Below are 19,948 nucleotides of genomic sequence, written 5' to 3'. Positions count from 1 at the left end.
ATGGATTCGATCGTGCAACCCGCCGCCACGGAGCAGCCGTCCTCGTCGCGCAATCGGCTGCTGCTGACGGTCTACACCGCCGCGATCTTCGTCAGCGCGCTGCTGCTGTTCTCGGTGCAGCCCTTGTTCGCCAAGATGGTGCTGCCGCGGCTCGGCGGCTCGCCGGCGGTGTGGTCGGTGGCGATGGTGTTCTTCCAGTCGCTGCTGCTGGCGGGCTATGCCTATGCGCATCTCTTGATGCAAATCAGGAATCGCATCGTTCCGGTCGCGGTGCATCTGGTCTTGCTGATCGCAGCCTTCGCCACGCTGCCGCTCGGCATCGCCACCGCCTACGGCGATCCACCGGCCTCCGGCTATGCATTCTGGCTGCTCGGCCTGTTCGTGGTTTCGATCGGCCTGCCGTTCTTCGCGCTCGCCGCCAACAATCCGCTGCTGCAGGCCTGGTTCGTCCGCACCGGCCATCCTGCCGGACACGATCCCTATTTCCTCTATGCCTCCTCCAACATCGGCAGCTTCCTCGCGCTGTTGTCCTATCCGTTCCTGCTGGAGCCGATGTTCACGCTGCACACGCAGAACCGGTTCTGGACCCTTGGCTATGGCCTCCTGATCCTCCTGATTGCCGCCTGCGGCGCGCTGCTGCTGCGTTCGCCGAAGCTGGCCGTGGTCGACGCAAAAGTCGAGGACGTCAATGCGCCCGCGCCGGACCTGGTGACGCGGCTGCGCTGGATCTTCCTCGCCGCGGTGCCGTCCGGCCTGCTGATCGCCGTCACAGCGCACATCTCGACCGACGTCGCGGCGGCGCCGTTGCTCTGGGTGCTGCCGCTGTCGCTGTATCTGCTCACCTGGGTCGTGGTGTTCCAGTCGCGGCCGCTGCTGCCGCACAAATGGATGCTGATGCTTCAGCCGGTCGCGATCGCGGGCGTCATCGTCCTGCTGGCCTTCGGCGGCGAACAGAATCTGCTGCTGACCCTCGGCGGCCACCAATTGTGCTTCTTCGTCATCGCCATGGCCTGCCATGGCGAGCTGGCGCGGACACGCCCGGCCGCCAAATATCTCACGGGTTTCTATGTCGCGCTGTCGTTCGGCGGCATGGTCGGCGGACTCTTTGCCGGCCTCGTTGCTCCATTCACCTTCTCCTGGATCGCCGAATATCCGATCCTGGTCGCGCTGGCCGCGCTGTGCCGGCCGCCGGCAAACGAGCGGCTGGCGGGCATCGTCAGATGGTACTGGCTGGCACTCGCCGTGCTCGCAGTGGCGCTGGTGGCGCCGTCTTACACGACCGGCGATCTCTCGACCTGGTTCGAGGATCATCGCGTCTGGGTCGCGGGAGCCGTAGGCGTGCTCGCAGCACTTCTGGCGCTCGCGCTCAACGCCAGCCGCTGGAAGATCTTCGCCACCGCCGCGCTCGCGCTGGCGTTGATCCGGGCCTATCCGGCGGACGAAGGCCGCGTCACGACGGTGCGCAGCTTTTTCGGCGTGCACAAGATCGTGGTGACGCCTGGCGGCTATTTCCATGTGCTGATGCACGGCACCACGATCCACGGCGCCGAGCGCTTCCGCAACAATGACGGCACGCCGGTCGTTGGCCGGCCCGAGCCGATCACCTACTATCACAAGGACGGCGGCATCGGGCAAGCCATCACCGCGATCCGCGAGCGCAAGGGCGCGCCGCTGAAGGTCGCCGCAATCGGCGTCGGATCGGGCACGCTCGCCTGCGCCGCCGAGCCCGGCGAAACCTGGACCTTCTTCGAGATCGACCAGTCCATGGTCGACGCGGCGAGCGACCCGAAGAACTTTCGCTACATATCGAGCTGCATGCCGGGCCTGAAGCCGGTGATCGGCGATGCGCGCCTCACCTTCGCGAAAGAGCCCGACGGCGCTTATGACCTGATCATCGTCGACGCCTATTCGTCGGATGCGATCCCGATTCATCTCGCCACCGAAGAGGCGATGAGTATCTACAAGGACAAGCTGGCGCCGCACGGCGCTGTGGTGATGCATGTCTCCAACCGGCACCTCGATCTCGAGACCGTCGTGGTCAGTATCGCCGATGCCAACGATCTGAAGAGCTGGGTCTTCAACGAGGACTCGGGCCGCGATGGCGACTATATCTTCTCGACCGACGTCGTCATCTCCGCGCGCGAGGACGCCGATGTCGGCCGGCTCGCCTCCTCCAAGTCATGGGAGCAGACCGAAGCCGACGACCGGGTGCGGGTCTGGACCGACGACTATTCCAATATTCTGGGCGCGCTGTACCGGCGGTTGAGGGACGGGGAGTAGGGACGTCTTCGTAGCCCGGATGGAGCGAAGCGCAATCCGGGGGCGTTTCCGCGTGGCGACACTGCTCCCGGATTTCGCTGCGCTCCATCCGGGCTACAAGGGGAAGGCTTCTACGGCACGACCGGCGTTCCCGCCGGCAGCGCAATTCCCTTCTCGCCCGCGACTTGCCGCAGCAGGTCCGGCCTGTCCGAGATGATGCCGTCGACGCCGAGCTCGATCATGCGCGCCATGTCCTCACGCTTGTTGACGGTCCAGACCACGATGTGCAGTCCGAGCGTGTGTGCCTCCGAGACGACCGCCTCGGTCACGTCGCCGAAATAGGGCGACCAGACCGTGCCGCCCGCAGCCTTGATCGTCCGCGGCAGCGAGCCGCCGTGATCGGCCGGGCTGAAACCCGCCGTCCAGTTCGTCGCCTTGTCCAACGACACCGTCTGGCCCGAGCCGCGCTGGAGCGTCAAATACACCGTCGGAATGTTGGGCGCCTGTTGCTGGACGAACAGCAGGGTCCGCCAGTCGAACGACTGGATCATGACGCGATCGGAAAACCCCTCGGCCTCGATCAATCCGAGCAGCTTTACGACAAAGCCTCGCGGATCGAGCGATTCGTCCGGATGGTTTGGATCGATCTTGGTCTCGATATTGAAACGCACGCGCGTGTTGCCGGCCTTGCGCACCAGCGCGAACAGCTCGCCCAGGGTGGGAATGCGTGTTCCCGGCACGGCCCGCTGGTCGGGGAATTGCTTCGCGTAAGAACTGTCGGGGCGGATCTGGCCGACGTCATAGGTCCTGACGTTGGCCAACCGCAGCTTCACGAACGGCGTGCCGGGCGCGGCGACATAGGCGCCACCTGCATCGCGCGCGAGGTCGGGATTGAGCCCGCGTTCATGCGAGATGACGACCTCGCCATCGGCGGTGACGCCGACGTCGAGCTCCAGCGTATCCACGCCCATCGACAGCGCGTTCGCGAAAGCCGGCAGGGTGTTTTCCGGCAACAGCGCGCGCCCGCCGCGATGCGCTTCGAGATCAAAGGCCATGGCTTGTCCCGCAGTGAGAACCGAGAGCACGATCAGGATTGTTGCGGCACGTGACGACATCAGGGTTCGCAGCCCGGGTGAAAGGAGGAGCTTATGAAATCTTCGCCCGGTTCGTCCAGCGTCGCGGTCGACTTGTGCTTGACGGCAGCCGGGGAAGGCGGAAACTGGCTCTCAAAAAACAACGGTTCAGGGAGCCATTCCTATGCGGCTTATCTTCATCGCAACGATGGCGGTTCTCATGGTCGGACAGGCGATGGCCAAGGATGTGCTTTCGGGTGCGAGCCTCTATGAAGATGTGGCGCGCTATGCATCCTTCGGTCTGCACCGCTTCGGCTCCGCGGGCGATCGCGCGACGGCCGACTGGATCGCCGGCGAGATGAAGCAGGCGGGTTTCGAAATCAGCTTCCAGCCCGTCGTGCTCGGGCGGCAATATGTCGTCGAGCGGGCCAGCGCCGAAGCTGCCGGCATCTCTGTCGAGGCGACGCCCTTCTGGTGGCCGCCGGAAGACAAGGCCAGCTTCCATCTCGCCGCGCCGCTCGCGCGCGATGGCGATGTCACCGGCAAGATCCTTCTGCTCGATCTGCCGTTCGATCGCGGCGCGTATCTGGGGCCGACCCATCGTGCGGCGATCGCGGAAGCCGCGGCAAGGAAGCCGGCGGCCATCCTGCTGATGATCGGCAATCCCGCCGACGACCGCTTCGCCTATAACGTCACGCAGGAGGATGCGCCCTGGCCGGTGCCGGTGATCGTGGTCGGTGCGGCATCGCGAGCGGTGTTCGAGCGCGCGCTCGCCTCAGGCGCGCCTGTGACCTTCGACGTCAAGGGCCATTACGAGCGCGATGTAGTCGGCCGCAATGTCATCGCCGAGATCGGAGCCGGCCGTGGGCCGGTCATCGTCGTCTCCACGCCGATGACCGGCTGGTACTCGTGCGTCTGCGAGCGCGGCCCCGGCATCGCCAACTTTCTCGCGCTGGCGCGCACCGTCGCCGCCGAGAAATGGCCGGCGCATCTTGTTTTCATCGCCACCGCCGGCCACGAGATCGGCCATGGCGGCATGGAGCTGTTCTTGAAGCACGGAGCGCCGTCACCGAAGGACACGCTGGCGTGGATTCATTTCGGATCGTCGAACGCCTGCTATGCCTTCGCGGAAGGCGCCCGCACCAATCGGCCCGAGCAAGAGCGTTATCTCGTGCTGAGCAAATCCGCCGTCGCGCTGACCGACGAGGCTTTTGCAAAAGTCGAGGCCAAACGCCTAGTGACGGAGAAGCAGGCGGTCGGTGAGCTGCGCGACGTGCATGCGGCGGGTTACGCCAATTTCCTCGGCATGGCTGGGCGCCATCGGACGTTTCATACGCCGTCCGACGATCTCGCCGCGACCGGGCCCGAGATCCTCGAGCCGGTCGCGCGCGCCTTCGTCGATGCTGCGCGAAAGATCGTCGAACGCGGCAACGCCGCGTTCCGGTAGCGTCAGTTCTGATAGTAACCGCGCGGCTGATAGTATTGCCGGGGCTGTGGCTGATAGTAGCCCTGCTGGCCGTAGCCTTGATTGTAGTACTGCTGCGGCTGCTGCTGTTGATAGACCTGCGCGTCATACAGCGGGCGGCTGGCCGAGCGCGGCGCGGGATAGCGCGTGCCGTTGTCACTGCCGTCGGCCGGATAGATGTAATTGTCGTCCTGCGGCATGTAGCGGCGGGCGGGCTGCGCCGGCGGTGCGAGATTCACGGGATCGCCCGAGGTGGCGTACTGCTCTTCGGCCGGCTGCGGAGCGCGGGCCACCGCAGTATTGGCGCGGCCGCGCGGATTGCGGGCCAGAGCCACCTGGGCCGAGCCGGTCAGCGTCACCGTGGTGTTGAGCACGCCCTGCTGCTGCACCAGCGCGTACAGCGTCGAGGCATTCTGGCGCGACAGCCGTACGCAGCCGTGCGACGCCGGCGAGCCGAGCCGGCCGACCGAGTCGGTGCCGTGGATGGCGTGCCCGACCTTGGTGAAGAAGATCGCGTGCGGCATCGGCGCGTCGTCGAATTCCTTGGAGTAGTGATCCTCTTCCATCCGGAAGGCCCGGAAGGCGCCGCCCGGCGTTTCGCGCGAGGGGATGCCGGTCGACACCGGCCAGTGATAGCGCGCGACGCCGTCGACGGCGACGGTCATCTGCTGATTGTCCTTGTCGACGGTGATCTCGACCTTGGCCTGCGCGGCGCCCGCGCTCAAAAACATCAACGAGGAAAAAGCGATGAAAAAGGAACGCATCTGGAAACGCATTTGAGGGAAACGCATTTGAGTTCTGGCCTCCGGCCTGTTCACGCTAGGCGCCGCGGCTCTCCGTCCCCCGGCGTGCAATATGCCTGCAATCCGGCTTTCGTTCCAGCGGACTGGCCGTCCATCGTTAACGCGATGCCGGGCGTAAGCAAGGCCGCTTTGTGCCGCGCGGCTGGCGGCGGCGCTGACATTTTCGCGAGCGTGCCAAGCAGTCACAACGCCGACAATTCGTCACAAAGGCGCAACCATTCGGCCGCTTCAGGCGTTGATCCTGGCTGCCCTCGACGGGCGGCTTCCGCTGCCCTTTCCCCTTTAATTCCCTTGGGACCGAAGATGAACAAAGCCCGTATCGCCGCCGCGCAATTGCCGGCCGGTTTGCCCGTCCGCCTGCTGTTCGCAGCCGCCGCCATCCTGCTCGCGCTGTTGTCGCTGCCGCAAGCCGGCCACGCCCAGGGCATCGTGCGCGGCGCCCAGGAAGGCTCCTACGAAGGCAACCGGATCGCCGGGCCTGTCGGTGGCGTCGTTGGCGGCGCGGTCGGCGCCGGTGTTGGCGGGGCCGTGGGTGCGGTGGAGGGCGTGTTCGGCATTCCGCATCACCGCCATTACCGCTGCCGCGGCTACTATGACGGCTACCATCGCTTCCACTGCTACCGGTGAGTCCACCGTCGTCATTCCGGCGCGCCCGAAGGGCGAGCCCGGAATCCATTCATCCACCAACTCTGCCGCCTGATGGATTCCGGGCTCGCGCTACGCGCGCCCCGGAATGACAGCTCAGTTCTTCAGCCGGTAACCGGTGCGGAAAATCCACCAGATCACGGCGAGGCAGATCAACAGGAACGCCGTCGTCATGCAGATGCTGACGGACACGCTGACATCCGCGATCTCGTAAAAGCTCCAGCGGAAGCCGGAGATCAGATAGACGACCGGGTTCAGCAGCGCCACCGAGCGCCAGCCTGCCGGCAGCATGTCGATGGAATAGAAGCTGCCGCCGAGGAAGGTCAGCGGCGTCACCACCAGCATCGGGATCATCTGCAGCTTTTCGAAGCCGTCGGCCCAGATGCCGATGATGAAGCCGAACAGGCTGAACGTCACCGCCGTCAGCACCAGGAAGGTCAGCATCCAGATTGGATGGTGGATATGGAGCGGCACGAACAGGCCGGCTGTCGCCAGGATGATGAGGCCCAAAATGATCGACTTGGTCGCGGCTGCGCCGACATAGCCCAGCACGATCTCGACATAAGAGATCGGCGCGGAGAGAATTTCGTAGATCGTGCCGGTGAATTTCGGAAAGTAGATGCCGAACGAGGCGTTGGCGATGCTCTGCGTCAGCACCGAGAGCATGATCAGCCCCGGCACGATGAAGGTGCCGTAGCTGACGCCCTCGACCTCGCTGATGCGCGAGCCGATCGCAGCACCGAACACCACGAAATAGAGCGAGGTCGAGACGACAGGCGAGACGATGCTTTGCAGCAGCGTACGCCAGGTGCGCGCCATTTCGAACAGATAGATGGCGCGGATGGCGCGATGATTCATGACGTCCTCACGAGGTCGACGAAGATGTCCTCGAGCGACGATTGCGTCGTGTCGAGATCGTTGAAGCGGATGCCGGCATTGCGGAGGTCGCTGAGCAGGCTGGTGATGCCGGTGCGCTCGCCCTTGGTGTCGTAGTCGTAGACGAGCGTCGCGCCGCCGTCGCAGAGGTCGAGCTCGTAATGGCTGAGGCTGTCCGGCAGCGTCGTGACCTTGCCCTGCAGATGCAGCGTCAGCCGCTTCTTGCCGAGCTTCTCCATCAACGTCGCCTTGTCCTCGACCAGCACGATCTCGCCCTTGTTGATGACGCCGATGCGGTCGGCCATCTCCTCGGCTTCCTCGATGTAGTGCGTGGTCAGGATGATGGTGACGCCGGATTGCTGCAGCGTGCGCACCACCTCCCACATGCCCTTGCGCAGCTCGACGTCGACGCCGGCGGTCGGCTCGTCCAGGAACAGGATCTGCGGCTCGTGCGACAGCGCTTTTGCGATCATCACGCGGCGCTTCATGCCGCCGGAGAGCGTGATGATCTTGTTGTCCTTCTTGTCCCAGAGCGAGAGGTCCTTCAGCACCTTCTCGATATGGGCGGGGTTCTTCGGCTTGCCGAACAGGCCGCGGGAGAAGCTCACCGTCGCCCACACGCTCTCGAAGGCGTCGGTGTGCAATTCCTGGGGCACGAGGCCGATCAGCGAGCGGGCCTTGCGGTACGAGGTCTGGATGTTCTCGCCGCCGACGAGGACCGTGCCTTCGCTTGGGTTGGCGATGCCGCAGATGATCGAGATCAGCGTGGTCTTGCCGGCGCCGTTGGGGCCGAGCAGCGCAAAAATCTCGCCGCGCTTGATGTCGAGATTGACGTTCTTGAGCGCCTTGAAGCCGGACCCATAGGTCTTCGACAAATTGGCGACGGAAATGATGGAGGACATGATGGCCGCAGGCTGAAAGGTAAGGACTGGGGAGGGGAGGCTGGAACCGTCCCGGGAGGAGGTCAGCGGAGCCCTGAAATAGGAATGCACTTGCCCGGCCGCAATTGGCTGGGGAAAAATGGTCTCAAAACAGGCCCTTCGGTGGTGGGTTTCGGGAAAGTGTTGCGCGATGGTCACGGGCTGCGGCTAAGATTGCCGCTCACGCGCCTCTTTGTTGCGTCTGCGAGCGCGCCGTGGCTACGATTCCGGCCAATCGCAAAGCGTATTGTCCCCAGGGAAAAGATCGATGAGACCGAACGGCCGTCACACCGCCGGCGCCAGCCAATTGTCCGCCCTCCGTGTGTGGGCGATCTGCCTGCTCCTGCTGTCAGCTGTTGCCATCAGCCCGACCACCGCCAGGGCCGCGCCCAGCCAGGCCGCCGCCACGACGCATGTCTACCTGCTCCGCGGCGTGCTCAACATCTTCTCGCTCGGCCTCGACACGATCGGCTCCCGCCTCCAGGCGCAGGGCATCCAGGTGACCGTCGCGAACTTCGTGTCCTGGTCCTCGCTCGCCGATGAGGCCGCGGCCAACTACAGGGCCGGTCGCGTCAAGACCATCGTCCTGGTCGGCCATTCCTCCGGCGCGACCGCGCTGCCGGACATGATCGCCAAGCTCAACCAGCTCGGCGTTCCCGTGAAGCTCGCGATCGGCCTCGATTCCGTGTTCAAGACCAGGCTGTCGACCGGAGCCGAACGCTACATCAACATCTATATCGGCGACGGTCCCGGTGAGCCAGTGCGGGCCGCGTCTGGCCTGCGCGGCAAGCTCGACAATGTCGACGTGCGCGGCACCGGCGTCGGCCACATCTCGATCGACAAGAACGAGGCGATCCAGCGCCGCGTCATCGGCGAGATCGACGCCGCCATCATGCGCTCGCGCGCACCGGCAGCTCCGGTCGCCGAGCCCGCCACACCGCGGCGGGCGCGCTCGGCGGCGGCGGCGGCTCCGGCCAGGAACTGAGGCGGTTTGCGCGACCGGCTGCTGTCCGTCGCGCAGCGATCTTTCCGTATTGGCCGGCAAGCGCAGAGATCGCGAGGGGCGGGAGTGAGCGTGTGCGCGTCATCCCCGCGCTCCCTCGTCATCTCATGAAGGCGCGAATGGTGTCCGCGATCTCACTTGAATGCGTTTCCAGCGCGAAATGGCCGGTGTCGAAGAACCGCACCTCGGCGTTGGGATTGTCGCGCTTGAAGGCTTCGGCGCCGGGCGGGATGAAGAACGGATCGTTCTTGCCCCAGACTGCGAGGAACGGCGGCTTGTGGGTGCGGAAATAGTTTTGGAATGACGGATAGAGCGCGACGTTGCTCTTGTAGTCGCCGAACAGGTCGAGCTGCACCTCGTCAGAACCCGGTCGCGCCAGATAGAAATTGTCGAGGTTCTGGCCGTCAGGCGACACCATGGTCGGATCTGGAACGCCATGCGTGTACTGCCAGCGTGTCGTCTCCGGCGTGAGGAAGGCGCGGAGCGCGTCGCGGTTCGCCGGCGAGGGATCCTGCCAATAGGCCTTGATCGGGGTCCAGCCGTCGCTGAGGCCGTCCTCATAGGCGTTGCCATTCTGCGAGATGATGGCCGTGATCCGCTCGGGGTGGCGCAGCGCCAGCCGGAAACCGGTCGGCGCGCCATAGTCGAAGACGTAGACCGCAAAGCGATCGAAGCCGATCACTTCGGTGAAGCGCTCGATGACGCGCGCGATATTGTCGAAAGTATAGGCGAAGGTTTCGCGTGAGGGCATATCGGACTGGCCGAAGCCGGGCAGGTCCGGCGCCACGATGTGAAACTTGTCCGCGAGCAACGGGATCAGATCACGGAACATGTGGCCGGCACTCGGGAATCCGTGCAGCAACAGCAGCTTTGGCCCATCCGAAGGACCCGCCTGGCGATAGAAAACCTTGAAGCCATCGACGTCCGCGGTGCGATACGTGGTCGGGGACATGACCGTTCTCCGTGAGATTAGTAACCTGTATAACGCCAATGAAAAGGTTACATACTACGAGTAACTTGTCAAACGCCATATAAGAGGTTACGCATGTTCGGCCACCTTCAGATCGGCTGGGACCGCTCCATGAACAGACCGCCTGCCGTGTTCATCGCCGACGCGCTCGGCCTCGATTTCCTGAATTCAGTCGCGACGCCGGTCGATACGCCCGTCGATTGGCTCAACGATGGTGATGGTCTGTTCGACTGGCTGGCGCAGGCGGGGCTGGTGCCGACAAACGAGTTGGAGGCGCTGAGGGCGCGTGCGATGCCGGGCGAGTTGGACAAAGTCGCCGATGAGGCCAGGGCCTTGCGCGAGTGGTTCAGGGCTTTCGTTCGCAAGCATGCAGGCCGGCCGCTCGCGGTAGATGCGTTGCGCGAGCTCGGTCCGCTGAACAGCCTGCTGGAGCGCGACGAAGCCTTCAGTCGTATCGAAGCACGGGACGACGACGGCAATCAGTCCCTCGCGCTACGGATGACGCGGCGCTGGGAATCACCTGAATCCCTGCTGCTGCCGCTCGGCGAGGCAATGGCGAAATTCGTCTGCGATGAAGACTTTTCCGACGTGAAGGCGTGCGAGGGTCATAACTGCACGATGCTGTTCGCGGACCACACCCGCAGGCGGGCGCGGCGATGGTGCGCGATGGCGATCTGCGGCAACCGCGCCAAGCAGGCCGCACACCGCGACCGGCTCAAGAGCAGACATTGACCGAGGGCAGCGCCATATGCGGCGCAGCCTAGGCAGCCGTCACGCGGACCGGCATGCTCTCCAGCCCACGCAGGGAATTGTTGAGCCTGCGTCTGGGCTCTGCCGTGAGCTCGATGGTCTTCACGCGCCGTGCGAGCTCGCCGAAGATCAATTCGCCTTCCAGACGTGCGATCATCTGCCCGACACAGGCGTGAATGCCGGCGCCGAAGCCGACATGTCCGGTCGCACTCCGTTCGACCTCGAAGCGGTCCGCGTTGTCCCAGCGCGCGGGATCGCGGTTGGCTGAGGCCATGAACAGCAGCACCTTGCGGTGCGCTGGGATCACGCCGCCACGCGTCTCGACCTCGCGCGAAGTGGTTCGGAAGAACGTCTGCACCGGTGAGTCGTAGCGCAGGCCTTCCTCGAAAGCGTTGCGCGCCAGCTCCGGCTTGTGGTGTAGCTTGCGATATTCATCCGGGTGTGTGGCGAGTGCCAGCAGGGTATTGCCGATGCCATTGACGGTGGTGTCGATCCCCGCGGTGAGGAACGGCCGCACCAGGTGCGTTGCTTCGTGCTCGGTGATCTCGCCGTCGTCGGCCGCCTGGTAGATCATCATGCCGAGCCCGTCGGGCTGCAGCGCGTCCCGAGCGCAGCATTCCATGATCCAGCTCTGTGCGGCGAGGCCCGCCTTGCGCGATGTGGCCAGCATCTCGTTCTCCGGGCCAAAGCTGTCGAACACGAACGTGCTCCAGGCCAGCAATTTCTCGCGGCCATCCGGCCGGATGCCGATCGCATCCGGAAACACTTTCATGGGATAGGCCTCCGCAAGATCGGCCACGGCATCGAAGGTGCCTTTGTCGATCAGCTCCGAGACCTTCCTCTCCGCCTCCTGCTGAAACGTCTCGCGCAGCTTCCTTGCGACGCCCGGAGACAGGGTGCGGCCGAGGACGCGGCGGCCCTTGTCGTGATCGGGAGGATCGATCTGGAGTGTCAGCGGCTTCGGCAGGGCAGGATTCATCCCGTGAAGCCCGACGCCCTCGCCGCTGATGAAGGTCTTCCAGTCCTTCAGCGCCGCCTCGACCCCAGCATAGCCCGCCATGGCCCACACGTCGTAACGCGCGAGAGTGAACACGGGCCCCAGCGCACGCAAGGTTTCGTAGGCAGGATACGGATCGATCAGGAAATCAGGTGCAAACGGGTCGGCCTGGCTACACGCGATGCCGGTCATCGTGAACTCCTGATGCTGCTTATTGACTGGAGAGTGGACACTTGCCTTCGCGCTCCGAGCGGAATGCGTCCTCGCCCTTGATCGTGGCGACGACCTTCAGCAGGTCCCAGGCCGAACTCGACTCCTCGGGCGCCTTGACCTGGAGCAAATAGAGCGGATGGATTTTGCGTCCGTCCCTCCGGATGTAACCTTTGCCGAACAGCGGATCGTCCGTCGGCATCTCCTTCATCGCGGCAACGACGGCCTTGCCGTCCTTGGCGCCGCCGGCCTTGTCGACCGCCTTGAGGTAGTGAATGACCGAGGCATAGACGCCGGCCTGCATGTCGTTGGGATAGGCCTTCGAGGGAATGCGCTCGGCGAAGCGTTTGGCGAAAGCCCGCGTGCCGTCGTTCAGATCCCAGTAGAACGGGTTCATGATCTGCGCACCCTGCGCAAACTTCAGTCCGAGTGAGGGAAGGCCATTCATCCCTAGGATCAATCCGACCAGCTTGTGGTCCTTGGTCAGCCCGAACTCGGCGGCCTGCTTCATCGAGGTGATGGTATCGTCGCCGGCATTGGCGAAGCCGACGACGTTCGCGCCCGAAGCCTGGGCCTGGAGCAGGAAGGAGGCATAGTCGGCCGTTCCCAGCGGATGCCGCACGCTGCCGAGCACTTCGCCGCCGGACGCTTTCACGGCCTCCGCGGCCTGCTTCTCCAGATCGTGACCGAACGCATAGTCGGCGGTGATGAAGAACCACTTCTTGCCGCCCTGCTGCACGATCGCCTTGCCGAGGCCGCGCCCGTAAGCATAGGTGTCGTAGGTCCAGTGTACGGTGTTCGGCGTGCATTTCTCGCCGGTCAACAGCACCGTGCCGGCCCCCGATCCGACGAAGACCTTGTTCTTCTCGGCGCTCATGCCGGCGACAGCGAGCGCGATCGAGGAGTTGGGGATGTCGAAGATCGCGTCCACGCCGTCATTCTCGTACCAGCGCCTGGCGATGCCGATCCCGATGTCGGTCTTGTTCTGGTGATCCGCCGCGACGACCTCGACGGGCTTGCCGGCAGCCTTGCCGCCATAATCCTCGACGGCCATTTTTGCGGCGACGACCGAGCCGATCCCCTGATAGCTCGCGAACGGACCGGATTGGTCGTTCAGGATGCCGATCTTCACGGCATCCTGGGCGAAGCCCGGCGCGGCAACCAGCGTCGAAGCCAAAATGCACAATTTGTGCAGGAATTTGCTGTTCATTGTGTCCCTCCCATGGGCGGTCTTGGTGCCGCTAAATAATAGTTATGTTTTATAGCTATTTTTGAGAGTGTCAATTCGGCTGAGCCGGTGGCCGCCGCGGATTGAGGATCATGAGCTTGAAAACCGTAAGACCCGGGTTGAAGTCCGACCAGCAGCCGGAGAAATCGCTGGACCTGCGCGCGCTCCGGCGGACGCCCGGCTTCATGCTGCGTCTCGCGCAATTGAAGTTCTTCGAAGGCTTTTACGAGGAGTTCGCCGCGTTGGGCCTGACGCCAGCGACCTATGCGATCTTCGCCGTCATTCGTGACAATCCCGGCGTGCCGCCGAGCAGCCTCGCCAGCCTGCTTCGGCTGCGCCTGCCGAACCTGATCAAGATCCTGAACGAGCTCGAATCGTCCGGCTTCATCAAGCGCAATCGCTCGAAGGCGGATCGCCGTGCCGTCGAGCTGATGCTGACGCCGAAGGGCGCAAAGCTCATTGCCGAGGGGGCAAGGCTGACCGAGCCCTACAACGAAAAGATGCTGGCCCCGCTCAGCGCGGCCGAGCAGCGCGCGCTGCTGGAATTGCTGAACCGCCTCCTGCCGCTCTAGGGTCGGGCTCTATCGCTTCCTGACCAGCTTCAGGGGACGACCGGCCTTCTGAATGCGGGGCTTGATCGCAACGCTCTGTGCGTCGGGCGGGTTCAGGAAGCGGACGAGCATCGTTCTCAGATGCTCTACGCTCTGCTTGATATCCAGCTTCGGATTGCGGATCGGCATGGCGCGTGACCCGTCGATGAGGGCGATCAGGATGTTTGCCGTCGCGTCCGGATCGAGTCCCGGATCCACCCGTCCCCGGTCTTGCGCCTGGCGCAGGAAATCGCTCCACATGCGGCGAACCGCCCTGGTGTGGCGTTCGATGATCTCGGCGAATTCCGGATTGCGGGCGGCCTCCGCGAGGCCATCCAGATTGAGGATCTGGGCGGGACGAAATCGCAGGCTGGTTTCCTCGATATCGACGAGCAGCGCCTCGATCACGTCGGGGGCAGCTAGAATTTTTTCGAACTTTTCGGTCGACCGCGCGAGACCGAGGTCGATCATCGCCTCGATGATCGCCACCTTGCTCGGAAAGTAGTGATAGAGGTGGCCCGGACTGATGCCGGCTTCGGTGCAGATATCTGTCGTGCTGGCGCCGCGGAAGCCGTCCCTGATGAAGCAGCGGATCGCCGCGCCGAGGATTTCCCCGCGCTTCTGCTCATGCTTGACGGGATCGACTTTCCTCAAATGGGACATCTCCATTCACACTCGCCCCGTTTAGCACGACGGTCCGCCACGAGAAAATCAAAATTAGAGAGTTCCATCTATTTACGTTGACGGATGTTGCGGGGCGTGAGAAGTGATTATTAGAGCGATCTCTCTAATAAGCTGCCGATGCGGGAATGGGACCATGCGCTTTCCACGGACGGCCCTGATGGGTGCCGCGCTTGCGCTCGGAGGGTGTGCGACCGCGCCGCTCGAACAGGCCGGCTCGCTCAGGAGCTACGACCGGATGTCGGAAGCGAACGGGCTGGTGACGCGATCGAAAATCCGCGTGAACAAGCAGGATGTGCTGGCGGCGAAGACGATCCGGATTGCATCGACCGTCTTTCCCGCGCGCACCGATGTCGTGTTGAACGAAAAGGAACGTCGCCTGGTTGCAAACGCCATCAGCCGCGAGCTGTGTCTCCGCCTGAGCGAGCGCTTCCGTATCGTCTCATCCGATGACGACGCCGATCTCACGGTGCAGGCGACGGTGACGCATGCCGCGCCGACCAGCCCGACCGCCTCCGGCGCATCGAAAGCCCTGTCGATTGCCAAGACCGTTGCGCTTCCCGGCGTGCCTGTACCGGTGCCGAGGCTCCCGGTCGGGCTCGGCAGCCTGTCGGTCGAGGCGGAAGCGCGCGACTTTGCAGGATTTCAGAAGGCGGCCATGGTCTGGGCGCGTGGCGCCAACTCGCTTACCAACTCTCCGCGGGTCGCCAATGAGGGCGATGCCTACGATCTCGCCGCCGATTTCGGCACGGACTTCGCAAAACTGGTTACGACCGGAGAATCGCCGTTCGGCGGCATCCCTGCGCTGCCGCCGATGGACAGCATTCCCGTGCGCTTCGGCGGTGCGCCCAAATATGTCGCCTGCGAAGCGTTCGGACGGTTTCCCGGCATCACCGGCTTCGCGGGGCAGGGGCTCGGCCTGCCGCCGGCCTGGACCGATTCCGGCGCCAAGGAGAGCCCGGCCAACAATGCGGCCCCGCCGCCTGTGTCAGGAGCGAATTCAGAGCAGGCGCTGACACAGTGATGCGGCTGCGCGCCCCGCAACATCCGAGCTCGACATATTGGTCGCCGATCAGAGTCAATGACATGCTGACATCCGGAATAACTCGCCCTTCCCAACACGCTTTGCGTCAAAGCACAGCGCGCGATGATGCGCGGGCGAGCAGCGTTCCCCTGTTCACGGCCGATGAAGCTTGGAGCCGGACGAACGCAGATCGGCGTGCAGTGGATGAGAGGGATGACCAGGACTCGATGCTCGAGCCCGGCTTCTGGATGACGGCCCTGGTCGCGTTCCTGCCCACGGTCGCCGGCTGCCTCTATCTCGTCCTGACCCGGGGATGAGGCGCGCAGCGAGCGCGGCACCGGGGACAAGCGATGCATCCACGATATGAGTTGGCGCGGTGCGGCCAGCGAAGCTCCGTCTTCGGCCGTCGCAGATCGCTGGCGGCCTTGTCCGCCGTCTTGACGCTGCTACTGGCGGGATGCGCGTCGAGCGGGAATTTGCCTCCTGTCTATCATCCTCCGCGTCCGCCTGGTGCCGAGGCGGTGCAGGAGGGCGTCAGGAAGGCAGCCGCCGAAGTCAAGCTGACCGGGGGACTCGAGACATCCGGCGTCCGTCCTACCGACCACGGGCCGGGGTCGTATTTCGTCTGCCTGAGGCAGCGCGGTGGTCCGTCTGACAGACACCCGGCCTATTCGGTCTTTTTCGACGATGACGCCTACAAGGGAATTCAGAGCTCGGTGATCCTCGATACCTGCGAAGCCCAGCCATGGGCTCCGTTCAATTGATGCCGGGGATGCAAGGGGGCAGAATGAGAACCTCGACCGACGGGCGTCACGGGCCCGGTTCCGTGCCCCAAAATCCACCCAATCGGTGGTCACTAAGCCCCCGGAGGGGGCCTTTGCCTCCCATGGTGGGACTGCTGGACTGATGATCGATCTGAGACGGCTGGTCGTGCTGGCGGCGGTTGCGCTGCTCGCCCTGGGCACCGGCATGGCCGTTGCCTCACCTGCGAAGCCGAAGCGCCCCGCGGTCGCGACCGCTGCGCCGCCGCCTCCTGCCCCGCCCGCCGAACCGCTGCCGCCGCCAAAAATCTACCTGTTCCGTGGCGCCATGGGGCCGATCTTCTCGACCGGCATGGACCGGCTCGGCGAAAAGCTGACGAAGGCCGGCTTCTCGGCCGACGTCTATGAATTCACCATCTGCCGATGGGTCGGCGATCGTGTCATCTCCAGCTACAAGGAAACACCGGCGCCGATCGTGCTGATCGGCCATTCCATGGGCGGGCTGTGCTCGGTCGTGATCTCCGAGATGGCGGCCAAGGAGAACATCCGGATCAGCCTCGTCATCGCCATCGATTCCGCGCATGCGACCGGCGACGTGCCGCTCAATGTCGAGCGCTTCATCAACATCTTCCTCTCCGACAGCGTGCTCGGCGGCGGCGACGTCGTGGCCGTGCCCGGCTATCGGGGCCATTATGCGAGCTACGACCTCAAGGAGAACAGCCGCGTCTCGCACATCAACATCGAGAAGTCGGACGACATCCATCGCCAGATCATCGAGATGGTGACGCAGCTGCCACGCATCCCCGCGCAGAGCCAGGCCGATGCGGTGCCGCTGCGCTATCTCGTTCCGGCGAACACGCCGGTCGAATTGTGGGACAGCGGCGTGCGGGTGCCCGTGCGCGCCGGCGACACCATGGAGAGCATCGCCGCCGCCCGCCGCGTGCCGCTGTGGACGCTGGCGCAGAGCAACTCGCTGGCGGAGAACGCGACCCTCACCCCCGGCCAGTCCATCATCGTCCCGCGCCATCTGACGCCGCCCGAGCCTATGGCCGCGATGGCGGCGCCGGCGCCGCCGCCGCAAGGGCGGAAGTAGGGCTCTTCGCCTCTCCCCGCGTGCGGGGAGAAGCCGGATCGCATCGCAGATGCGATCCGGGTGAGGGGGACTCTCCGCGAATCTAACTGTCACCATCCTTGCTGAGGCAGCCCCTCACCCCAACCCTCTCCCCGTAAGAACGGGGCGAGGGGGCGCACTTGCGTTCGCGGCGCTAGCTTGGCCTCAGACGTTCGTCCCGTGGATCGCGTCGATCACGGCGTCCGTGACTTCCTTCGTCGTCGCCTTGCCGCCGACGTCGGGCGTCAGCACGCCGGCCGCGCAGACGCGCTCGACCGCCGACATCAGCCGTATTGCCGCGTCCTTCTCGCCGAGATGCTCGAGCATCTGGGCACCGGTCCAGAAGGTCGCGACCGGGTTGGCGATGCCCTTGCCGGTGATGTCGAACGCCGAGCCGTGGATCGGCTCGAACATCGAGGGGAAGCGGCGCTGCGGGTCGATGTTGCCGGTCGGCGCCACCCCGAGGCTGCCGGCGAGTGCGCCGGCAAGATCGGAGAGGATGTCGGCGTGGAGGTTGGTCGCAACGATCGTGTCGAGGCTCTTCGGATGCAGCGTCATTCGCACCGTCATGGCGTCGACCAGCATCTTGTCCCAGGTGACATCGGGGAATTCGGTCGCGACTTCGGCTGCGATCTCGTCCCACATCACCATGCCGTGGCGCTGCGCGTTCGACTTGGTGACGACGGTCAGGAACTTGCGCGGCCGCGACTGCGCGAGCTGGAAGGCGTAGCGCATGATGCGGGTGACGCCGACGCGGGTGAACACCGCGACCTCGGTGCCGACTTCTTCCGGAAGGCCCTTGTGGGCACGGCCGCCCATGCCGGCATATTCGCCTTCCGAGTTCTCGCGCACGATCACCCAGTCGAGATCGCCGACGCCGACATTGCGCAGCGGCGAGGCGACGCCGGGCAGGATCTTGGTCGGCCGCACATTGGCGTATTGGTCAAAGCCCTGGCAGATCGGCAGGCGCAGGCCCCACAGCGTGATGTGGTCGGGCACGTCGGGCGCGCCGACCGCACCAAAGTAGATCGCGTCGAACTTCTTCAGTTCAGTGAGGCCATCCGCCGGCATCATCACGCCGTGCTTCTTGTAATAGTCCGAGCCCCAGTCGAACGTCTTGACGTTGAAGGCGAGGTCGCCGCTGCGTTTTGCCAGCGCCTCCAGCACGCGGACGCCGGCCGAGATGACCTCGGGGCCGATGCCGTCGGCCGGAATTGCTGCGATCGAATGAGTGCGCATGAAGATGCTCCGTTTGAGATGTCAGTGGGATTGCGGGACGGGTTCGACGGGCGCGGTCTGCGCGCGCGACAATAGCAGGGTCAGGACCGCCGAGAGAACGAGCAGGCCGCTGACGAAATAGAGTCCGCCGACAAAACTGCCGGTCTGGTCCTTGATCCAGCCGATCATGGCCGGACCGACGAAGCCGCCGAGATTGCCGATCGAGTTGATGGTGGCGATCCCGGCCGCGGCCGCGGGGCCGGAGAGGAACAGCGTCGGCATGCTCCACAGCGGCGGTTTTGCGGAAGAGATGCCGATGTTCACGAGAGCGAGCGCGACCAGCACGGCGACGACGCCGGCCGCAAGACCGGCATAGGCGAGCCCCACGGCCGCGAGCAGGCAGGCGAGCACGACGTGCCAGGTGCGCTCGCCGGTGCGGTCCGAATGCCGCGCCCACAGAACCATGGCGACGACGGCGGCGGTTGCCGGCAGCGCATTGAGGAAGCCGACCTGGAGCGTGGACAGGCCGAACTGCTTGATGATCTGTGGCGCCCAGACGCCGAGCGTGTAGAGGCCGGCCGAGGTGCCGAAATAGATCAGCGACAGCGCCAGCACCCGCGGGTCCGCAAGTCCGCGCCAGATGCTGTGGCTCGCGGTCGCGGCTTTGCTGGTGGTCTCCGCGTTCATGGTCTCGACCAGCCAGCGCCGCTCGTCCTCCGCGAGCCATTTCGCCTTCTCGGGGCGATCGGTCAGGAAGCCCAGCACGACGAAGCCGAGCAGCACGGCCGGCACCGCTTCGAGCACGAACAGCCATTGCCAGCCCTTGAAGCCGAGATGGCCGTCCATCTCCAGCAGCGCGCCTGATATCGGCGAGCCCAGCACGGTCGAGAGTGGCGCGGCCGCCATGAACAGCGCGGTCACCGCGGCACGCTGGCGCGCTGGGAACCAGTAGGAGAGATAGAGGATGATGCCGGGGAAGAAGCCGGCCTCGGCGACGCCAAGCAGGAAGCGCAGCACGTAGAAGCTGGTCGCGCCCTGCACGAACGCCATCGCGGCCGAGACGAGGCCCCAGGTGATCATCACCCGCGCGATCCAGATCCGCGCGCCGACCTTGTGCAGGATGATGTTGGAGGGCACCTCGAACAGGAAGTAGCCCCAGAAGAAAATGCCGGCGCCGAAACCGTAGACGGTGGGCGACAGGCCGATGTCCTTGTTCATGGTCAGCGAGGCGAAGCCGATATTGACGCGGTCGATGAAGGCCACGAAGTAGAGCAGCATGATGAAGGGAACGATGCGCCAGGTGATCTTGCGCAGCACGCGCGTCTGAATCTCGCTCGCCACCCTGGCCTCCTCGAGTTCCGGTT

18 protein-coding genes are annotated in these 19,948 nt (G+C 64.6%); 8 read left to right on the top strand and 10 right to left on the bottom strand.

Annotated features, from left to right (window positions below; genetic code table 11):
* Window positions 1–2,280 carry a fused MFS/spermidine synthase gene (locus AC5ZFO_RS42000; RefSeq protein ID WP_282520537.1) on the top strand — a complete coding sequence of 760 codons (2,280 nt, stop codon included), beginning with the start codon at window positions 1–3 and terminating at the stop codon, window positions 2,278–2,280.
* 110 nt (window positions 2,281–2,390) lie between these two features.
* Here the strand turns inward: AC5ZFO_RS42000 and AC5ZFO_RS41995 are convergent, their stop codons facing one another.
* Window positions 2,391–3,374, bottom strand: coding sequence for a glycerophosphodiester phosphodiesterase (locus AC5ZFO_RS41995; RefSeq protein ID WP_282520538.1), 984 nt, complete (start codon window positions 3,372–3,374; stop codon window positions 2,391–2,393).
* Window positions 3,375–3,516: 142 nt separating this feature from the next.
* Here AC5ZFO_RS41995 and AC5ZFO_RS41990 point away from each other — a divergent pair, with 142 nt between their 5' ends.
* On the top strand, window positions 3,517–4,779 hold the full coding sequence (locus tag AC5ZFO_RS41990) for a zinc-binding metallopeptidase family protein (RefSeq protein WP_282520539.1): 1,263 nt from the start codon (window positions 3,517–3,519) through the stop codon (window positions 4,777–4,779).
* A gap of 2 nt (window positions 4,780–4,781) precedes the next feature.
* Here AC5ZFO_RS41990 and AC5ZFO_RS41985 read toward each other — a convergent pair whose 3' ends face one another.
* The gene (locus tag AC5ZFO_RS41985) at window positions 4,782–5,561 is read right to left on the bottom strand and encodes a L,D-transpeptidase (protein ID WP_282520540.1); all 780 of its coding nucleotides are present in this window, start codon (window positions 5,559–5,561) and stop codon (window positions 4,782–4,784) included.
* Window positions 5,562–5,903: 342 nt separating this feature from the next.
* Here AC5ZFO_RS41985 and AC5ZFO_RS41980 point away from each other — a divergent pair, with 342 nt between their 5' ends.
* Window positions 5,904–6,227 carry a hypothetical protein gene (locus AC5ZFO_RS41980; protein ID WP_282520541.1) on the top strand — a complete coding sequence of 108 codons (324 nt, stop codon included), beginning with the start codon at window positions 5,904–5,906 and terminating at the stop codon, window positions 6,225–6,227.
* Between the two features lie 114 nt (window positions 6,228–6,341).
* Here the strand turns inward: AC5ZFO_RS41980 and AC5ZFO_RS41975 are convergent, their stop codons facing one another.
* Window positions 6,342–7,103: an ABC transporter permease gene (locus tag AC5ZFO_RS41975; RefSeq protein WP_282520542.1), complete on the bottom strand. Its 762-nt coding sequence runs from the start codon at window positions 7,101–7,103 to the stop codon at window positions 6,342–6,344.
* Window positions 7,100–8,023, bottom strand: a complete 924-nt coding sequence (locus tag AC5ZFO_RS41970; protein ID WP_231143124.1) for an ABC transporter ATP-binding protein — start codon at window positions 8,021–8,023, stop codon at window positions 7,100–7,102. The genes AC5ZFO_RS41975 and AC5ZFO_RS41970 overlap by 4 nt, the downstream gene beginning before the upstream one ends.
* Window positions 8,024–8,309: 286 nt before the next feature.
* Here AC5ZFO_RS41970 and AC5ZFO_RS41965 point away from each other — a divergent pair, with 286 nt between their 5' ends.
* A complete protein-coding gene (locus tag AC5ZFO_RS41965; protein ID WP_496123668.1) occupies window positions 8,310–9,026 on the top strand; it encodes a hypothetical protein in 717 nt (238 codons plus the stop codon).
* 118 nt (window positions 9,027–9,144) lie between these two features.
* Here AC5ZFO_RS41965 and AC5ZFO_RS41960 read toward each other — a convergent pair whose 3' ends face one another.
* Complete coding sequence (locus tag AC5ZFO_RS41960; RefSeq protein WP_282520544.1) at window positions 9,145–9,996, bottom strand: alpha/beta fold hydrolase; 852 nt, start codon at window positions 9,994–9,996, stop codon at window positions 9,145–9,147.
* A gap of 129 nt (window positions 9,997–10,125) precedes the next feature.
* Between AC5ZFO_RS41960 and AC5ZFO_RS41955 the strand changes: the two genes are divergently transcribed.
* The gene (locus AC5ZFO_RS41955; RefSeq protein ID WP_282520871.1) at window positions 10,126–10,746 is read left to right on the top strand and encodes a CGNR zinc finger domain-containing protein; all 621 of its coding nucleotides are present in this window, start codon (window positions 10,126–10,128) and stop codon (window positions 10,744–10,746) included.
* A 28-nt stretch (window positions 10,747–10,774) separates the two neighbouring features.
* Here AC5ZFO_RS41955 and AC5ZFO_RS41950 read toward each other — a convergent pair whose 3' ends face one another.
* Both AC5ZFO_RS41950 and AC5ZFO_RS41945 read right to left on the bottom strand, forming a co-directional pair.
* Complete coding sequence (locus AC5ZFO_RS41950; protein WP_282520545.1) at window positions 10,775–11,953, bottom strand: cytochrome P450; 1,179 nt, start codon at window positions 11,951–11,953, stop codon at window positions 10,775–10,777.
* 19 nt (window positions 11,954–11,972) lie between these two features.
* Window positions 11,973–13,181, bottom strand: a complete 1,209-nt coding sequence (locus tag AC5ZFO_RS41945; protein WP_282520546.1) for an ABC transporter substrate-binding protein — start codon at window positions 13,179–13,181, stop codon at window positions 11,973–11,975.
* Window positions 13,182–13,291: 110 nt separating this feature from the next.
* Here AC5ZFO_RS41945 and AC5ZFO_RS41940 point away from each other — a divergent pair, with 110 nt between their 5' ends.
* A complete protein-coding gene (locus AC5ZFO_RS41940; protein WP_282520547.1) occupies window positions 13,292–13,771 on the top strand; it encodes a MarR family winged helix-turn-helix transcriptional regulator in 480 nt (159 codons plus the stop codon).
* A 9-nt stretch (window positions 13,772–13,780) separates the two neighbouring features.
* Here the strand turns inward: AC5ZFO_RS41940 and AC5ZFO_RS41935 are convergent, their stop codons facing one another.
* Window positions 13,781–14,458, bottom strand: coding sequence for a TetR/AcrR family transcriptional regulator (locus AC5ZFO_RS41935; protein ID WP_282520548.1), 678 nt, complete (start codon window positions 14,456–14,458; stop codon window positions 13,781–13,783).
* A 172-nt stretch (window positions 14,459–14,630) separates the two neighbouring features.
* Here AC5ZFO_RS41935 and AC5ZFO_RS41930 point away from each other — a divergent pair, with 172 nt between their 5' ends.
* Both AC5ZFO_RS41930 and AC5ZFO_RS41925 read left to right on the top strand, forming a co-directional pair.
* The gene (locus tag AC5ZFO_RS41930; RefSeq protein WP_282520872.1) at window positions 14,631–15,494 is read left to right on the top strand and encodes a DUF3313 domain-containing protein; all 864 of its coding nucleotides are present in this window, start codon (window positions 14,631–14,633) and stop codon (window positions 15,492–15,494) included.
* A 906-nt stretch (window positions 15,495–16,400) separates the two neighbouring features.
* The gene (locus AC5ZFO_RS41925) at window positions 16,401–17,348 is read left to right on the top strand and encodes a LysM peptidoglycan-binding domain-containing protein (RefSeq protein WP_282520549.1); all 948 of its coding nucleotides are present in this window, start codon (window positions 16,401–16,403) and stop codon (window positions 17,346–17,348) included.
* Between the two features lie 183 nt (window positions 17,349–17,531).
* Here the strand turns inward: AC5ZFO_RS41925 and AC5ZFO_RS41920 are convergent, their stop codons facing one another.
* Both AC5ZFO_RS41920 and AC5ZFO_RS41915 read right to left on the bottom strand, forming a co-directional pair.
* On the bottom strand, window positions 17,532–18,605 hold the full coding sequence (locus AC5ZFO_RS41920) for a tartrate dehydrogenase (protein ID WP_166343692.1): 1,074 nt from the start codon (window positions 18,603–18,605) through the stop codon (window positions 17,532–17,534).
* 21 nt (window positions 18,606–18,626) lie between these two features.
* On the bottom strand, window positions 18,627–19,925 hold the full coding sequence (locus AC5ZFO_RS41915; protein WP_282520550.1) for an MFS transporter: 1,299 nt from the start codon (window positions 19,923–19,925) through the stop codon (window positions 18,627–18,629).
* Window positions 19,926–19,948 lie beyond the last annotated feature (23 nt).

Source organism: Bradyrhizobium sp. Unk1, assembly GCF_059512345.1.
Note: the sequence above shows the minus strand (reverse complement) of the source record. Positions and strands in the feature narration are given on the sequence as shown.

Excerpts from the sequence above, each read along its gene's own strand:
- AC5ZFO_RS42000 (WP_282520537.1), top strand. The coding sequence starts at position 1 with ATGGATTCGATCGTGCAACCCGCCGCCACGGAGCAGCCGTCCTCGTCG.
- AC5ZFO_RS41925 (WP_282520549.1), top strand. The coding sequence starts at position 16,401 with ATGATCGATCTGAGACGGCTGGTCGTGCTGGCGGCGGTTGCGCTGCTC.
- AC5ZFO_RS41950 (WP_282520545.1), bottom strand. The coding sequence starts at position 11,953 with ATGACCGGCATCGCGTGTAGCCAGGCCGACCCGTTTGCACCTGATTTC.
- AC5ZFO_RS41970 (WP_231143124.1), bottom strand. The coding sequence starts at position 8,023 with ATGTCCTCCATCATTTCCGTCGCCAATTTGTCGAAGACCTATGGGTCC.
- AC5ZFO_RS41945 (WP_282520546.1), bottom strand. The coding sequence starts at position 13,181 with ATGAACAGCAAATTCCTGCACAAATTGTGCATTTTGGCTTCGACGCTG.
- AC5ZFO_RS41995 (WP_282520538.1), bottom strand. The coding sequence starts at position 3,374 with ATGTCGTCACGTGCCGCAACAATCCTGATCGTGCTCTCGGTTCTCACT.
- AC5ZFO_RS41920 (WP_166343692.1), bottom strand. The coding sequence starts at position 18,605 with ATGCGCACTCATTCGATCGCAGCAATTCCGGCCGACGGCATCGGCCCC.
- AC5ZFO_RS41960 (WP_282520544.1), bottom strand. The coding sequence starts at position 9,996 with ATGTCCCCGACCACGTATCGCACCGCGGACGTCGATGGCTTCAAGGTT.
- AC5ZFO_RS41985 (WP_282520540.1), bottom strand. The coding sequence starts at position 5,561 with ATGCGTTCCTTTTTCATCGCTTTTTCCTCGTTGATGTTTTTGAGCGCG.
- AC5ZFO_RS41940 (WP_282520547.1), top strand. The coding sequence starts at position 13,292 with ATGAGCTTGAAAACCGTAAGACCCGGGTTGAAGTCCGACCAGCAGCCG.
- AC5ZFO_RS41935 (WP_282520548.1), bottom strand. The coding sequence starts at position 14,458 with ATGGAGATGTCCCATTTGAGGAAAGTCGATCCCGTCAAGCATGAGCAG.
- AC5ZFO_RS41930 (WP_282520872.1), top strand. The coding sequence starts at position 14,631 with ATGGGTGCCGCGCTTGCGCTCGGAGGGTGTGCGACCGCGCCGCTCGAA.
- AC5ZFO_RS41980 (WP_282520541.1), top strand. The coding sequence starts at position 5,904 with ATGAACAAAGCCCGTATCGCCGCCGCGCAATTGCCGGCCGGTTTGCCC.
- AC5ZFO_RS41990 (WP_282520539.1), top strand. The coding sequence starts at position 3,517 with ATGCGGCTTATCTTCATCGCAACGATGGCGGTTCTCATGGTCGGACAG.
- AC5ZFO_RS41965 (WP_496123668.1), top strand. The coding sequence starts at position 8,310 with ATGAGACCGAACGGCCGTCACACCGCCGGCGCCAGCCAATTGTCCGCC.
- AC5ZFO_RS41955 (WP_282520871.1), top strand. The coding sequence starts at position 10,126 with ATGAACAGACCGCCTGCCGTGTTCATCGCCGACGCGCTCGGCCTCGAT.
- AC5ZFO_RS41975 (WP_282520542.1), bottom strand. The coding sequence starts at position 7,103 with ATGAATCATCGCGCCATCCGCGCCATCTATCTGTTCGAAATGGCGCGC.